This is a genomic window from Romboutsia weinsteinii (assembly GCF_002250835.2).
GTDB classification, from domain to species: Bacteria; Bacillota; Clostridia; order Peptostreptococcales; family Peptostreptococcaceae; genus Romboutsia_A; species Romboutsia_A weinsteinii.
Genome location: NZ_NOJY02000001.1, coordinates 1 through 16,106 on the forward strand (window position 1 = coordinate 1; position 16,106 = coordinate 16,106).

The 16,106-nt window shown below is 29.9% G+C and carries 13 protein-coding genes and 1 other RNA gene; 9 read left to right on the plus strand and 5 right to left on the minus strand.

Going from position 1 to position 16,106, the window contains the following annotated elements; translation table 11 throughout:
* Positions 1-397 precede the first annotated feature (397 nt).
* The 5 genes from CHL78_RS00010 (at position 398) to CHL78_RS00030 (ending at position 7,229) form a co-directional block, all read left to right on the plus strand.
* Positions 398-1,411 (plus strand): LacI family DNA-binding transcriptional regulator, encoded by a 1,014-nt coding sequence (locus CHL78_RS00010; RefSeq protein ID WP_094367177.1) that lies wholly within the window; start codon positions 398-400, stop codon positions 1,409-1,411.
* Positions 1,412-1,626: 215 nt separating this feature from the next.
* Positions 1,627-3,195 (plus strand): histidine ammonia-lyase, encoded by a 1,569-nt coding sequence (hutH, locus tag CHL78_RS00015; protein WP_094367178.1) that lies wholly within the window; start codon positions 1,627-1,629, stop codon positions 3,193-3,195.
* 18 nt (positions 3,196-3,213) lie between these two features.
* On the plus strand, positions 3,214-5,256 hold the full coding sequence (locus CHL78_RS00020) for a urocanate hydratase (protein WP_094367179.1): 2,043 nt from the start codon (positions 3,214-3,216) through the stop codon (positions 5,254-5,256).
* A gap of 27 nt (positions 5,257-5,283) precedes the next feature.
* Complete coding sequence (gene hutI, locus CHL78_RS00025) at positions 5,284-6,558, plus strand: imidazolonepropionase (RefSeq protein ID WP_094367180.1); 1,275 nt, start codon at positions 5,284-5,286, stop codon at positions 6,556-6,558.
* A 26-nt stretch (positions 6,559-6,584) separates the two neighbouring features.
* Entirely contained in the window at positions 6,585-7,229 is a 645-nt protein-coding gene (locus CHL78_RS00030) for a cyclodeaminase/cyclohydrolase family protein (protein ID WP_094367181.1), read from the plus strand.
* A 40-nt stretch (positions 7,230-7,269) separates the two neighbouring features.
* Here the strand turns inward: CHL78_RS00030 and CHL78_RS00035 are convergent, their stop codons facing one another.
* A complete protein-coding gene (locus CHL78_RS00035) occupies positions 7,270-7,767 on the minus strand; it encodes a hypothetical protein (protein WP_094367182.1) in 498 nt (165 codons plus the stop codon).
* Positions 7,768-7,981: 214 nt separating this feature from the next.
* On the opposite strand from CHL78_RS00035, the gene CHL78_RS00040 reads away from it, so the two are divergent.
* Complete coding sequence (locus CHL78_RS00040) at positions 7,982-8,836, plus strand: hypothetical protein (RefSeq protein WP_243446338.1); 855 nt, start codon at positions 7,982-7,984, stop codon at positions 8,834-8,836.
* 124 nt (positions 8,837-8,960) lie between these two features.
* Positions 8,961-9,147, plus strand: a non-coding RNA gene (ssrS, locus tag CHL78_RS00045) — 6S RNA.
* 45 nt (positions 9,148-9,192) lie between these two features.
* Here ssrS and CHL78_RS00050 read toward each other — a convergent pair.
* Positions 9,193-10,209, minus strand: coding sequence for a hypothetical protein (locus tag CHL78_RS00050; RefSeq protein ID WP_094367183.1), 1,017 nt, complete (start codon positions 10,207-10,209; stop codon positions 9,193-9,195).
* A gap of 178 nt (positions 10,210-10,387) precedes the next feature.
* On the opposite strand from CHL78_RS00050, the gene CHL78_RS00055 reads away from it, so the two are divergent.
* Entirely contained in the window at positions 10,388-11,623 is a 1,236-nt protein-coding gene (locus CHL78_RS00055) for an exosporium morphogenetic protein CdeC (RefSeq protein WP_243446339.1), read from the plus strand.
* 75 nt (positions 11,624-11,698) lie between these two features.
* Here CHL78_RS00055 and CHL78_RS00060 read toward each other — a convergent pair whose 3' ends face one another.
* Genes CHL78_RS00060 through CHL78_RS00070 form a run of 3 tightly spaced genes read right to left on the minus strand, consistent with a single transcriptional unit; the run spans position 11,699 to position 14,545 of the window.
* Positions 11,699-12,364, minus strand: coding sequence for a hypothetical protein (locus tag CHL78_RS00060; protein ID WP_094367158.1), 666 nt, complete (start codon positions 12,362-12,364; stop codon positions 11,699-11,701).
* A 10-nt stretch (positions 12,365-12,374) separates the two neighbouring features.
* Complete coding sequence (locus CHL78_RS00065; RefSeq protein WP_094367157.1) at positions 12,375-13,700, minus strand: polysaccharide biosynthesis protein; 1,326 nt, start codon at positions 13,698-13,700, stop codon at positions 12,375-12,377.
* A gap of 50 nt (positions 13,701-13,750) precedes the next feature.
* Positions 13,751-14,545, minus strand: coding sequence for a histidinol-phosphatase HisJ family protein (locus tag CHL78_RS00070; protein WP_094367156.1), 795 nt, complete (start codon positions 14,543-14,545; stop codon positions 13,751-13,753).
* A 111-nt stretch (positions 14,546-14,656) separates the two neighbouring features.
* On the opposite strand from CHL78_RS00070, the gene pdxR reads away from it, so the two are divergent.
* Positions 14,657-16,078, plus strand: a complete 1,422-nt coding sequence (gene pdxR / locus CHL78_RS00075) for a MocR-like pyridoxine biosynthesis transcription factor PdxR (RefSeq protein ID WP_116041135.1) — start codon at positions 14,657-14,659, stop codon at positions 16,076-16,078.
* Positions 16,079-16,106: the final 28 nt, after the last annotated feature.

Sequence of the window (16,106 nt, forward strand, 5' to 3'; positions counted from 1 at the left end):
AATAGTATTATTCTTCTTGTTCTTAGCCTTTGGTGACTGCTGGGTAGATATAGATATAATGGCTTGGATACCTTTCTTAATCTTATTACTAATAACTTGTTCTTGTGCAGGATTCTTTGGTGACGATGATGGATGCGGTTGCTGCTAAGGGGATTAAATTAATTTAGAAATACTGGTGATTTATCACCAGTATTTTTTTTTATTTCTATTTTTAATTTCGAATAGCTAATATTGAATAAAAGTAATGGATAAACTACATACTGAAAATAATAGAATATTTCGAGAAAGAATAAGATATAGCTATTTATATAATACAAATTTTATGGTAAAATATAATTTTAATAAGACGAAGTTCGATTTTGAAATAAATAATAATGAGATGAGGAGGGACTTTGACATGAAAAAGAATATAACTATAAAAGATGTTGCAAAACAAGCAGGAGTTTCAATATCTACTGTATCTAGAGTTATAAATGATTCAAAGCCAGTAACGGATGAAGTTAAGCAAAAGGTTTTAGATGTAATAAAGGAAACAGGATATATTCCAAATCCTCTTGCAAGAAGTCTAGTAACTAAGAAGAGTCAATTAATAGGAGTAATAGTTCCTGAATTATCAGATTCTTTCGTAAATGAAATATTAAATGGTATAGAAGAAGTGGCAAAGATGTACGATTATGATATACTTTTAGCTAATACTTACTCAAGCAAAGAGCAAGAATTAAAAAGTATAAATCTATTAAGAGCAAAGCAAGTAGAAGGTATTGTTATGATATCTTGGTTAGTTGATGAAGATCAAATAAATTATATAGAGAATTGCGGAATACCTGCCACATACATTAGTAAGACGGCTAGAGATTATGATATATACTCAGTTAGTACAAGTAACGAAGAAGCTACTTATGATATGACTAAGTATCTTATAGATCAAGGACATGAAAAAATTGCATTTGTAATGACAAGTAAAGATGATACATGTCTAGAAAGAGAAAGATTCTCTGGATATTCAAATGCATTAAAAGAGCATAATATAGAAATAGATACAAATCTAGTTAAGCGTGGAGGTACAACTTACGAGACAGGGTATACTTGTATGAAAGAGCTTCTAGATGAAGGTGTAGTTCCACATGCAGCATTTGTTACAGGAGATGAGGCTGCAATAGGTGCTATAAATGCTATATGTGATGCTGGGTATAGAGTACCAGAAGATATTTCTGTAGCTGGATTTAATGATGTTAAACTAGCTAAAATATATAGACCTAAATTAACTACAGTATTCCAACCACTATATGATATGGGTGCAGTTGCAATGAGAATGGTAATAAAGATGATAAACAATGAACCACTAGAAAGTAAAAAGATAGAACTTCCATACCAAATAGTTGAAAGAGAAAGTGTAAAGTTAAGAAAATAAATATAAATTCTATTGAGATAAAGCATGTTATCAAGTTAATGATAGCATGCTTATTTTTATATTTAAAAATTTAATATCATTTGACAATATAAGAAGGAAAATTAAAGATATATGTAGAAATATAAATTGTTAAAACTTATAGGATCAAAATATTTATTATCTAGATACACCATATGTTTTTGCAAAGTATGCATAAAAATTGAGGGGGTCAGGTTATGAAAAGAATATTGATTGATGGAAGTAGTTTAACAATTGAGGATGTAATTAATATTACAAGACATAATTACAAGGTAGAATTAACAAAAGGAGCAATAGAAAAAGTTCAAAAGGCAAGAGACTTAGTTGATAAATTTGTAGAAGAAGAAAAAATTTCTTATGGTATAACTACGGGGTTTGGAAAATTTTCAGATGTAGCTATATCTAAAGAAGAAGCTCAAAAGCTACAAAAAAATTTGATAATAAGTCATGCTTGTGGTGTAGGAAATCCTTTTAGCGAAGACATAGTAAGAGGAATTATGGCTCTTAGAGTAAATGCATTATCAAAAGGGCATTCTGGAATAAGAATAAAAACATTACAAACTCTTGTAGATATGCTTAATGAAGGTGTTCATCCAATAATACCTGAAAAAGGTTCATTAGGAGCTTCAGGAGACCTAGCTCCATTATCTCACATGGTATTAACTATGTTAGGAGAAGGTGAGGCTATTTATAAAGGCGACAGATTAAGTTCTAAAGAGGCTATGGAGAGAGCAGGTATAGATATAATAGATGATTTATCATCTAAAGAAGGTCTTGCTTTGATAAATGGAACTCAAGCAATGACTTCTGTTGGATTATTAACTTTATACGATGCAATAAACTTAGTAAAAACTGCTGATATAGCATTTGGTCTTACTATGGAGGGTCTAAATGGAATAACTTGTGCTATGGACAAAAAAGTTCATGGAGTTAGACCTCATATGGGACAAATAAATACGGCTAAAAATATATTAGATATCCTAGAAGGTAGTGATATGACTACTAAACAAGGTGATCTTAGAGTTCAAGATGCTTACTCACTGAGATGTACACCTCAAATACATGGAGCAAGTAAAGATGCTTTAGGATATATAAAAGATAAAATTAATATAGAAATTAACTCAGTAACAGACAACCCAATTATATTCCCTGAACTAGAAGAAGTAATATCTGGAGGAAACTTCCATGGTCAACCAATGGCATTAAGTTTTGATTTCTTAGGAATAGCATTATCAGAGCTTGCTAATATATCAGAAAGAAGACTTGAAAAATTAGTAAATCCAGCTATAAGTCATGGATTACCTGCATTTTTAACTAATAAGGGAGGGCTTAATTCTGGATTTATGATAGTTCAATATAGTGCAGCATCTTTAGTTTCAGAAAATAAGGTGTTAGCACATCCGGCAAGTGTAGACTCAATACCATCATCAGCAAATCAAGAAGACCATGTTTCTATGGGAACAATAGCAGCTAGAAAAGCAAAAGAGATAATGGAAAATGTAAGAAAAGTATTAGCAATGGAGATATTAGGAGCAGTGCAGGCTATAGATTTAAGAGGAAAGAAAACTCTAGGCAAAGGTACAGAGGCTGCTTATAAAATAGTTAGAGAGCATACAAGTTTTATTGATAAAGATAGAGTAATGTACAAAGAGATTAATATTTGTGAAGAAATAGTAAAGAAAAACTTATTAGTTGAAGCAGTAGAAGAGGCATTGGGTAGTGAAATATTAGTTGATGAACAATTATTGGAAGAAAGCTTAATCTAAATTTTTAGGGGGATGCATATGAGTACTTTAGAGAGCACGATAGAAATTTCAAATGAAGATATAAAAGATGCAATGATTGTAAAATTAGATTTTATTCCTGAAAAGACTCCAGAATTTATAGAAGGAATTAGAAGGGCTCCAAAAAGAGAAGCACATCTATCACAATCAGATATTAAACTTGCACTAAAAAATGCATTAAGGTATATACCAGAGGAGTACCATGAAGAGTTAGCACCAGAGTTTTTTAATGAACTTATGACGATGGGGAGAATCTATGGATATAGATTTAGACCAGAAGGAAATCTTAAAGGTAGAAATATAGATACGTACAAAGGAAAATGCACTGAAGGTAAAGCGTTCCAAGTTATGATAGATAATAACTTAGATTTTGATATAGCACTATACCCTTATGAGCTTGTTACTTATGGAGAGACTGGGCAAGTATTCCAAAACTGGATGCAATACAGATTAGTAATGCAATACTTAGAAAGATTAACAATTGATCAAACTTTAGTACTTCAATCAGGTCACCCTGTAGGCGTATTTAAATCAAAGCCTGATTCACCAAGAGTAATATTAACTAATGGCCTAATGATTGGTATGTTTGATAATCAAGAAGAATGGAAAAGAGCAGCTGCAATAGGTGTGTCCAATTATGGTCAAATGACGGCAGGTGGATGGATGTATATAGGTCCACAAGGAATTGTACATGGAACTTACTCTACATTATTAAATGCAGGTAGACTTGTTTTAGGTGTAGATAAAGATTCAGATTTAAGAGGGAAGCTATTTGTAACTTCAGGCTTAGGTGGAATGAGTGGTGCTCAAGGTAAAGCTGTAGAGATAGCTGGAGGAGTCGGAATTATTGCAGAGGTAGACTACTCTAGAATTGAAACTAGATATACTCAAGGATGGGTAAGCGAAGTCGCTAAGTCTTGTAAGGAAGCTTTTGATAAGGCAAAAAAACATATAAATGAAGAGACACCTTGTGCGATTGCTTATCATGGTAATATAGTTGAACTTCTTCAATATGCAGTAGATAATGATATAAATATTGATTTACTATCAGACCAAACCTCTTGTCATGCTGTTTATGATGGAGGATATTGTCCATATGGAATAAGCTTTGAAGAGAGAACTAGATTGTTAGCAGAGGATAAAGATAAATTTACAGAGTTAGTTGATAAAACTTTATTAAAGCACTTTGAATTAATTAAAAAATTACATAACAAGGGAGTTTACTTCTTTGATTATGGAAATAGTTTTATGAAGGCTATTTATGATGCTGGAGGTAAAGACATATCTAAAAACGGAATAGACGAAAAGGATGGATTTATATTCCCATCATACGTTGAAGATATATTAGGACCTCAATTATTTGATTATGGATATGGTCCATTTAGATGGGTTTGTTTAAGTGGTGAAAAAGAAGATTTATTAAAAACTGATAAAGCAGCGATGGATTGTATAGATCCAAATAGAAGATATCAAGATAGGGATAACTGGGCATGGATAAGAGATGCAGATACAAATGGATTAGTTGTAGGAACGCAAGCTAGAATATTATATCAAGATGCTATGGGAAGAACTAATATAGCTCTTAAATTTAATGATATGGTTAGATGTGGAGAAATAGGACCAGTAATGTTAGGAAGAGATCACCATGACGTTTCTGGAACAGATTCTCCATTTAGAGAAACATCAAATATAAAAGATGGAAGTAATATAATGGCTGATATGGCTACTCATTGTTTTGCAGGAAACTGTGCAAGAGGAATGAGCTTAGTAGCTCTTCACAATGGTGGAGGTGTTGGTATAGGTAAGTCTATTAATGGTGGATTTGGAATGGTACTTGATGGATCAGTAAGAGTAGATGATATACTAAGAACTGCTATGCCATGGGATGTTATGAATGGAGTTGCTAGACGTGCTTGGGCAAGAAATGAAAACTCAATAACTACAGTAATGGAATATAACAAAATGTGTGAAGGAAAAGATCATATAACTCTTCCATACTTGGTAGATGAAGATTTAATAAATGAAGTTATAGAAAAGCTATAATATTAATCAGTTAAATGGAGTGAGAATATGGGAGTAGATTTAGTAGTAAAAAATATTGGAAAGCTTGTTACAATGAGAGGTAACTCTTCTCCTAGAGTTGGAGAGGAAATGAATAACTTAGAAATACTAGAAAATGCATATATAGCTATAGAAAATGGTAAGTTTGTTGCAATTGGAATAGGTGAAGGATATGAAGATATAGTAAGTAAATATACAAGAATCGAAAATGCAAATGGACTTTTGGTAACTCCTGGACTTATAGATGCACATACGCATCTAGTTCATGGAGGATCAAGGGAAAATGAATTTTCTAAAAAATTGTCAGGGGTACCTTACATAGAGGTGCTTAAACAAGGTGGTGGAATACTAAGTACTGTAAGAAGTACTAAAGAAGCTACTTTTGATAATTTGTACACAAAAGCTAAGAAAAGTTTAGATAGGATGTTAGAATTTGGGGTTACGACTATAGAATCTAAAAGTGGATATGGGCTTGAGCTAGATACAGAGCTAAAGCAACTTAAAGTTGCGAAGGAATTAGATAAGTATCATCCAGTAGACCTTGTTCATACGTTTTTAGGAGCTCATGCTATTCCAGTTGAGTATAAAGATAATCATAAGCAATTTATAGATATATTAGTCGAAGATATGATGCCTAAGATAAAAGACTTAGATCTTGCAGAGTTCTGTGATGTATTTTGTGAAGATGGAGTATTTACAATAGAAGAAAGTGAATACATACTTAATAAATCAAAAGAATTAGGTTATAAGTTGAAAATTCATGCAGATGAGATAGTATCTTTAGGAGGGGCTGAACTTTCAGCGAAACTAGGATGCACATCATCAGACCACTTGATGGCTGCAAGTGAAGAGGGTATGAAGCAAATGGCACAAAGCGGAGTAATAGCTAATATACTACCGGGGACATCATTTAATCTAAATAAATCTTATGCTGATGCTAGAAAAATGATAGAACTAAAAGTTCCTGTAAGTTTGTCTAGCGACTATAATCCAGGAAGCTGCCCAAGTGAAAATCTACAATTTATAATGCAGCTTGGGTGTTTAGGATTAAAAATGACACCAAATGAAGTGTTAAGTGCAGTAACTATAAATGCAGCTCATGCAATTGATAGACAAGATGAAATAGGTTCGATAGAAGTAGGTAAGAAGGCAGACTTAGCAATTTTTGATGCACCAAATGTAGAGTATTTAATGTATCACTTTGGAATAAATCATATAGATAGAGTTTATAAAGAAGGACAATTAGTAGTAGATAACAAGCAAGTTATCTATGATAATAAATAGATTTAAATAGCTTTGGAGGGGAATATATGAAACTAATAGATATGACTGTTGTAGAATTTGCTAATGAGGTAGATTCAAATTCGCCAGCACCTGGTGGGGGTTCGGTATCAGCTCTAGCAAGTAATATAGGGATAGGCCTTGCTAGAATGATGGCACACCTAAGTTTTGGTAAAAAGAAATACGAAAGCTTAGACGAAAGCATAAGACTTGAGTTTGTTGATAGATTTAACAAGCTAGGTGATATAAGAGAACAATTAATAAATCTTGTAGATGAAGATAGTGAATCATTTAATGAATTTATGAAAGCTATAAAAATGCCAAAGGATACACCTGAGCAAATAGAGGCTAGAAAATTAGAAATGCATAATGCAACGTTATTTTCTATAGAAGTCCCTTTTAAAACAGCTCAACTTTCTTTAGAAGCCTTACAATTAATACCTTACTTAATAGGATATGGAAATCAAAATGCTATAACTGATATTGGTGTAGGTACATTAATGCTTTATACTGGCTTAGAAGGTGCTATATTAAATGTAAAGGTTAATTTATCTGGCATTGAGGATAAGCAAATATGTGCTGTATACTCACAAAAAAGTAAAGAAATACTTTCAAAAGCAAAAGAAATAAAAGATGACATACTACAAAATATACATTCAAAAATAGATAATTAGTAATAAAAAAAGAAATCCAAAGGGATTTCTTTTTTTATTACTAATTATCAGAACTAGATTTATTAGAACTAGATTTTTTCACTTTTTTAACAACCTTCTTAGTTTTTTTATGTGTAGGTGTAGTAGCTTCAGTAGTAGATCCTACGGAAGAGTTTTTGCTAGATTTAGCTTTTTCAGGTCTAACTTTTTTAGAAGAATTTTCAGTTGAATGTGAGACCTTTGATGTATGAGTTTCTGAAGTAGGATGTGTTTTCTTACTTTTAGTTTTCTTGCCTTCGATCTTACTTTGAACTTCTGCATTTGATATTTTATTCATTATTACATCTAGTTTTTTTCTTTGATCTTCATCTAAGAAAGCTTTGAACTTTGAAACAACCTCTTCTTTACCTTCAAGGTTTTTCCCCAACTTAACAAGTTCATCCATTAATTCATTTTCAGACTTACCTTTATAACTATCAGCTATCTTTTCTATTTTGTCCTTATCGATATTTTTACTCTTAGCCATTTTTTCTAGAGAGTCTGTATCTATTTTTTTCATATAAAATGCCCCTTTCTATAATATATATTGGATTACGCTCATATTATTTATATATAGAAACAATCTGGTAATGGTGAAGGATATATGAGATATAAGATAAATAAATTTTCTTATAGATAATGTATATGCATTTAATTAATAAAAAAGTAACACTAACAACAAAGAAAACATACTTTATATATGAGGAGTAGTATATATTAAGGGGTGACTAAGATTGAATAATCTATTGCTGATACTCGGAATAATTGCGTTAAGTAATGGTGATATATCATTATTTGATACTAAAAATAAATCAAAGAAGACAATAGAAGGCAATTTAAATAGTAATCCAGAAAAAAAGAAGAGGTCTAAAAAAACTCAGAAATCTCAAAATACATCTGAAAACACAAGGAGTGTAAAAAAAGTGAAAAAGGTGAGAAAGAAAAGATCGTCTGAGAGAAGTAATGATATTTTTAACTTTAATATTAATGATATAAGCCAGGGCATGAAGCTGATGGAGTTAAGTGATGATGATTTAGAGCGTGGAATGGAAATTATCACTAGAACGAAAAAATATATGTCTAGAGAAGAGCGAAAAATTTTAATAAAAGTAGAAAGTTTATTAGACCTAGTTAGAGGAATAAAAAAGCTTACAGCTATTGATATGGTTGAAAGTGATGGTGAGACAGATTTCTTTAGAAGTATGGATGAAGAAGACAAAAAGAATATGATGATAAAAGAAATAATAGAAGTATTCCCAGAAAAAAGAAAAGAGTCGATTGAAAAAGCAATTGATATCAAGAAAAAAATAGATTTATTTGCAGAGTTATTTTTACCAGATGATTTTGGGGAAGGTGGATTTAGCTTAAGCTCTTTAGCAAATATTAATAATTTGGGAAGTGTTAGTAATCTTAAATTATTAGGAAGTCTATTAAGAGGAGATGAAAGCTCAAATAATAGTTATGAAGATGATGACTATGAGGATGACGATAATGAATACGAAGATGATGAGTATGAATACGAATATGAAGATTATGACGAAGAGGATATTTCATACGAGGAAGAAATTGATTATGATGAAGATGAATAAACTTACAAATAATCTAGATACATAAGTAAACTAAAGAAAAAAATAGAAAATTGTCAAAAATTTATAACAATTACTAAAGAAAACCACTTTTAAAATCTTAACATTTATTATATAATAAGAATATGAAATCCTGAAACATACGACAAGGCTTTTTTAAATTCAACCGACAAATGTTATATGGGAGATCGTGTCTAACAACTAATAACATGCCTGTACATTTTTTATAGGATTTTATGACGTTGGTAGTAGATCACCCACCTGGGAGTATCTCGGGTATGAATTTATTGGGCCACCGGTGTTTTGGGATATTAAAAAAGTGTTGCTATATTATTAGCAACACTTTTTTAATATAAATTTTAAAATTTACCTAAGATAGCAACATTGTCTCTGACTGTAAATATAGAACTTACATTGTAATCAATATCCTCTTTATAGTTTGAGAAAAATTTAGCTCTAACAAAATTATCTTCTACACTAAACTCATCTAAAATAGGTGAACTCCATTGCTTACCCAAATTATTAGATGTTGAAGTATACAACCTACCATATTCAACCCACATTAAATAAAGCACGGATTCTTTTTTTACAAAGCTTGGATACATACATGTGGATGGATCTGTTATATATGTGCAAATATCAACATTTAGCATATCATCATTTAGATATCCGTTCATGTATTTAATTCGATAACCATTGTTATCATACTCACAAAAAGCTATATGATAAAAATTCATACTATCCTTTAAGATAGATAAATATAATTTATGCTTATTAGAGTTAGTAATTTGAACAGGATTAGACCACGTTAAGGTACTTAAATTAAATTTTGAAAAGAATACTTCCTCAAATCCATCAATAGTATTAAAATAAAATACTATTGGGCAATTTTGACTCCATGTAACACAGAAATTATCTAATAGAGTATGGTTAATAAAATCTATTTTATTTTCTGTCCATATGCCATTATTTTTGTAATGATGAAATAGTGCACAAGTATTAGCGGAGCTATTATTATATACATAATATAGAATATGTATAGAATCATTCGCTACCTCTAGATATGGAAATGATATTCCAAATTTCTTATGATTGTATTTTAAGATATCACTTGAAGAAAAGTTATAGGAGTCTGCCTTACATTCAATCATTTTTAAGCCGGATTCATTATAAACCCCATAAATATTATCAGATTTATCTAAAGTAAAATAGCAACAGGTATGATCTAATGATTCGTCGTTAGTCAAAAAAGTAGAGTGAATAAGATTATTATTTTTATCAAAGTAATCGACAGCTATCTTATTATCTAAATGGATATAAAACATATCCTTGTTAGAACGTCTAATTATAGCAGAATTTTTATTTAGAAAACTCATAGATATCCTCCTTTTAAAAAATTTCATACTATATATATATTTATAAAAATAATATTTATTCTACTTTTAATTAAGTATCATGCAAGTAAGTCACAAATATAAATTTAAATGCATATTATTAATTAGGCGACAAAGCCAAGACACTTTCAATATTCATTTAAGGGGAGGACAATGAGTTATGCAAGATATTAAAAGAAATAAAAGAAAAATGATGCAACAAATGCCAATGGTGGCAGCTAAATCTAATAATAAGGACATCGAAGAAGAGGTATTTGTATCTGATGATATAAGTAGAGGATGTAAAAAAACATCAGATTTTTCATGTAAATCAAAACAAGATGATTGCGGATGTCATAACCATAAGAACGATTGTGACTGTGATTTCAACAAGCATCATGATTGTGATTGCGACTGTGACTGCGATTGCGATTGCGATAAAAATCATCATGACTGTAAATGTGAACCATGCGAGATAGAACATAAGAATTGTGTGAAAAATCCATGTGGTCCAAAATGTGTTGAACCTTTTACTCCAGCTAATTTCTCAACTGCAAACAGTGTACCATTTGCAATAGAAACTAATAGAATATTTGATACTATGGCTTTCCAAATATTTGCTGATGGTGTAGCTGAAAATGGATCTCCACTAGCATTCATAATTGATGTAGTTGAAGTATTTGGTCCAGTTCCAAGAGTAGGAGATGTAGAAGTAAAAATAGAAAAAGTTTGTATTAACTTTGATAAGATAAGAATAGATACAGGTGACGTAACATTAGAAGATTTTGATGTAGAACCAATAGGAGATACAGAAGGGGAAAACTGCCAAAGTAATTTTGAATCTGTTGTATGCGGACCAAGAGACGAAGAGTGCTGCAGACAATGCAAAAATAAGAGTGTGGCTTTTAAAGAAAGAGGATTAAGAGTAGAAGTAGATGGATTAGTTTTAGAGCTAAGAGGAAAATGTGGATGTACAGAATTTATAGCATTAGCATTCCCAGCAATCAAGAGAACAGGATGTAAAAAAGAACAAATATGTACAGTAGAATTCCCATTCAACACATTATCAGCACCAATAGGAGTACCAGCAGATGGAAGAAGCTTTATATTAAGACAAGATTTCCAAACTAGCTTAACTGTAGATTGTATAGGAAAAGCTATATTAAGTTACGAATGTTATGAAGGTGAAGGATACTTTGATCTTGATATACCAAATGGAATAGATATAATATGCTGTTTACAAGAAATTGTTAGCACATTAGTAAGTGAACAACTAGTTGTTTTAGGATCTCCAAATGCAGTAAGCCCAAGAGTAGTAGATACATTCTCTAAAGTTTGTGATTTCCCAGATTGTACAAAAAATTGTCCACCTAGAGACAATAAACACAAAGATAAAGGCTGTGGATGTGTTAGATAGATAAAAAAAGACTATAGAGATAGGAGATTCCTATTTCTATAGTCTTTTAATATTTAGATTAAGATTATTAAATATTTATATTTTATAGTCTATGCTATAGCAATACTCAAAAATATCATCTTGTATATTTGACTGTACATGTGAACAATATTCATTTGCTTCAGGTACATAGCTACTTCTAAGAAGAGTATTGTTTGTGGTCCAGATTCTAGAATTACTATTAAATATTAAAGCATTACTAGTGCTATCAAGCCTACTAGAAGTCGGCGACTTGTATTCAAATATAATATTTGATGAATCATCTATGTTTAGTTTATAAATGGATTCCTTGTCTTTTAGTATATTATTTATATGATACTTAGATACCTTGTAGTTACTAGGACTAAAATTAAAATGTGATACTCTATATAGATTATCTGATAGAGGATATTTTTCAACTACAAAAATATTTAAGTAGTTATTTAGTATATAGGTTCTTAGATTCTTAATATTTTTTATATTATTAAATGCTTTACCTATAACATTTTTCTTCCAGTATCCATTAGTATTGGATAAGTGTATTAATTTTCCGCTAGTATCTACACAACATATGTGAATTTTTTTAGAATTATCAATATTAGCAGAGTATGTATGTATATTATTACACAACTTCTCAGTGTGTTCATTAATATTTTTTATATATAGAGAGTTTTTGTCTGTGTAGATATAAAATGGTTTTATATCTTTATTATTAACATTCATTTAAAGCCTCCTAATGTTTAATATTTTTCAAAGCTCTTAAAAGAACTATTGTATGTAATAAACAAGTAAACATAGAAACTATAGTCATAGTATATATGTAGGCATAAATATTTATATTTGGTATAGGTAACAAGAAATATAAAGCAACTAATTGAATAACCATACCAAGTATAGTATTTACACTAGAAGCAAACTCTTTTCTGATTGCATGTAGTATTCCTGACAGTGTTTGATTCAAAGCCATAAATAGTGGAGCTAAGCACATGGATTTTAAGTAAGTTCCAGCTAATTCGTTTTTAAATACTATTAGACAAAGTTCTTGACCAAAGAAATAAAAAAATAAAGAAGATAAAATGCCTACTACTCCAGTAAGTAATATAGAGTACTTGATTTTTTTTATTACACTTGTAACTTTATTTAATGCCATTTCTTGAGAAATACTAGGTATTAGATTTACAACTAATGCAGAACCCACAGTGAATGGAAGAAAAACAAATGGCATAACCATTCCGCTAATTATTCCATACATGCTTAAAGATTTTGTATATGTAATCCCAGATAAGACTAATCTAGATGGAACCATCATAGAACTTACTGATTGAAGTATAACATTAGACATACGATTACACGTAATTGGTACTGACATTTTTAATGTTTCAGTGGATGCATTATAAAAATCCTTTATTGATACAGTATATTTCTTATAGAAACTATTTTCTTTACATAAGTTTATAGTCATGAAAATTATATTGGTTGCCTCACCAATTGATATACCCAATAGAGCTATATAGCAGCTCATCATCTCATTTTTAATATACATTGCCAAGAGAAAAACAAATAATATTTTGCTAAATTGTTCTATTATTTGACCTATTGCAGGTATAGTTACCTTTTTAATACCATAATAGTAGCTTCTGATAACATTTGAGATAGTTATTATTACAATAGCAGGACATATAGATAAAACAAATAAATTTAAATTTGCATTATTGAGAAACTTTAATGAAAAATATTTACTATTAAAAGCTACTAGTAAAGATATAAATAAAGAGATAAAAAATGTAACGTATAATGTAGATATAAAAAGCACATTTGTGTTATGTTTATCATCTAGAGCCTTTCTTTTAGCAACTAAGCAACTAAGGGCTGTAGGTATTCCGGTTGTAGTAAAAGCTAAACATATCATTAAAAAGTTAAAAATCATATGATAAACACCAAGCCCTGTTTCGCCAATAACTCGAGTTAGAAATATTTTGTATAAAAATCCGAATATCCTTACTATAAGATTAGATATAAACAAGATAATAGTTGATAGGACGAGATTAGGTATCCTCAATAAATCACCCCCTTATGCTTAAATATATTCATAAGGGGGTGAAAAAATAATTATATCTTTATAAATTCTGGATTCATATTATTAAAAGTAGTAACATACTTAAATCCAATTTCTCTTAAATAGTCATATATGTAATCAAATTGATAAGCTACTTGTGATGGATGGTGAGAATCTGAACCTGTAGTTATTATCTCTCCTCCAAGTTCTTTATACATTTTTAGTATGTATCTAGAAGGAGTTAAATCAGGCAGGTTATACCTAAAACAAGATGTATTTACTTCAATACCTTTTCCATCATGAATAGCTTGTTTTAATATCGATTCTATAATATCTGAGTATAGTCTATCATCTAATAATTTATCATAGTCTCCATATCTCTTAATTAGATCAAGATGACCTAATACTGAGTAGTGCTTATAGTTTTTGGCTATATTATAAAGCTCGTTATAATAGGTTTCATATGCTTGATGCTGAGAAATACCTTTAAAAAAGCCTCCATTATATAAATCTACTTTATTTATTGCATGAACAGAGCATATTATAAAGTCGAATGGGTATGTATTTGCATCTTTAGAGTAATCTTCTATTACATGACTTTGTAAGCCGAACTCAATACCTTTTTTTATATTTATTTGATTCCTATATTTATTTTTTAGAAAATCAATTTTTTCGAAGTATTTGTTATAATCTATATTAAAGCATATATCAGTGTCAATACCGTAATCAACATGATCTGTAAAACATATTTCATTTAACCCTAAGTCAATAGATTTTAACACCATATCTTCCATTTCGATCTTGCTATCAGCAGAAAAATTTGAGTGCATATGATAATCATAAAACATAAAAAAATCCCCTTTTTTGTACAAAATTTGGTATTATATATACATACTACATAATATCAAGTAGAGTTACAACTATCAAGGTATACTGTAAAATTTTTAAGTGGTGATGAAATGGATAAGTATAAATTTGAACTAAGTTTGGACAAAAATAAATATCTACAAATCTACAATCATATAAAATTACTAATATCAAAAAAAGATATAAAAGAGCAAGAAAAGTTACCTCCTATAAGAAAGCTAGCAAATTACTTAGAGGTAAATACAACTACAATAGTAAAAGCATATGAACTTTTAGAAAATGAAGGATATGTATACAAAGTTATTGGAAGTGGTACATTCGTATTGAGTATGAATAAATCCAAAAGAACGGATTTTGGTAAAAAATCAGGTATTATTCACTTTGATAGCGGTAATCCATCTATGGATATGTTTCCAATAGATAATTTTAAAAAAGCTGTAAACATGGCACTAACAGAAGATGGTGCATCAATATTTGAATATGATGAAGGTCTGGGATCTGAAGAACTTAGAAATAACATTGTAAGTTATTTAGAGGAGAGATGCATAAAGTCTGATAAAGATAACATACAGATAATATCAGGAGCTCAGCAGGGAATTGATATTGTATGTAAAGGACTTATAAACTATTCAGATGTAGTCTTTGTAGAAGAACCAACTTATAATGGTGCAATGGAGGTTTTTAGAAGTAGAGGGGCGAAAATAATAAGTATACCAATGTTAGATGATGGCATTGATATTGGTATATTAAAGCTAAAGCTCGAAAAGATAAAGCCAAAGTTATTATATGCTATGCCGAATTTTCAAAACCCAACAGGCATATCTTATTCAACCTACAAAAAGAAAAAACTCATAGAATTAGCAGAAAAATATGATTTCTACATATTAGAGGATGATTTTATCAGTGACTTTACTTTTAATTCTACAGATAATAAGCCTCTGAGAAGTTATGATGATAAAAATAGAGTTATTTACATAAAAAGTTTCTCAAAAATACTTATGCCAGGTCTTAGAATTGGTATTGTTGAGATGCCAAGCGAGTTACTAAAGAGAATACTGTGGGCAAAGTATTCATCAGATATATCTACACCAGGTCTTATACAAAAATCTATGTATTATTATATGAAAAATTTTGACTGGAATAATTACTTAAATTATATAGAAAAGATGTACACAGATAAATTCAACTTAGCTAAAGTCTTAATCAATGAAAAGTTGAGTGATAAATTAAAAGTAAGACCATCAGATGGAGGTATAAACTTTTTTTTAGAGTTAAAAAGAGGCTATTCATCTGTAGATTTTTCTAATTTTATGCTAGAAAAGGGAGTATCAGTTCTTCCGGGAACTTATTTTTTTGATAATATTTTAGATGATAGATTTTTTAGAATAAACATAGCAAATGTGAGTATACAAGATTTAGAAAAGGGAATATCTATAATAAGCGATAATTTGGATGAATTTTTTCAAATATATAAAGATAAAGTAAAAATAAACAGCAATAAACTATTTTACTAAAATAAAATTAGTAGTATTAATTTAGGAG

Bases quoted from the DNA above. Each gene is read 5' to 3' on its own strand.
- hutI (WP_094367180.1), top strand. From the start codon at position 5,284: ATGGGAGTAGATTTAGTAGTAAAAAATATTGGAAAGCTTGTTACAATG.
- CHL78_RS00050 (WP_094367183.1), bottom strand. From the start codon at position 10,209: ATGAGTTTTCTAAATAAAAATTCTGCTATAATTAGACGTTCTAACAAG.
- CHL78_RS00020 (WP_094367179.1), top strand. From the start codon at position 3,214: ATGAGTACTTTAGAGAGCACGATAGAAATTTCAAATGAAGATATAAAA.
- CHL78_RS00070 (WP_094367156.1), bottom strand. From the start codon at position 14,545: ATGTTTTATGATTATCATATGCACTCAAATTTTTCTGCTGATAGCAAG.
- CHL78_RS00055 (WP_243446339.1), top strand. From the start codon at position 10,388: ATGCAAGATATTAAAAGAAATAAAAGAAAAATGATGCAACAAATGCCA.
- CHL78_RS00010 (WP_094367177.1), top strand. From the start codon at position 398: ATGAAAAAGAATATAACTATAAAAGATGTTGCAAAACAAGCAGGAGTT.
- pdxR (WP_116041135.1), top strand. From the start codon at position 14,657: ATGGATAAGTATAAATTTGAACTAAGTTTGGACAAAAATAAATATCTA.
- CHL78_RS00035 (WP_094367182.1), bottom strand. From the start codon at position 7,767: ATGAAAAAAATAGATACAGACTCTCTAGAAAAAATGGCTAAGAGTAAA.
- hutH (WP_094367178.1), top strand. From the start codon at position 1,627: ATGAAAAGAATATTGATTGATGGAAGTAGTTTAACAATTGAGGATGTA.
- CHL78_RS00030 (WP_094367181.1), top strand. From the start codon at position 6,585: ATGAAACTAATAGATATGACTGTTGTAGAATTTGCTAATGAGGTAGAT.
- CHL78_RS00060 (WP_094367158.1), bottom strand. From the start codon at position 12,364: ATGAATGTTAATAATAAAGATATAAAACCATTTTATATCTACACAGAC.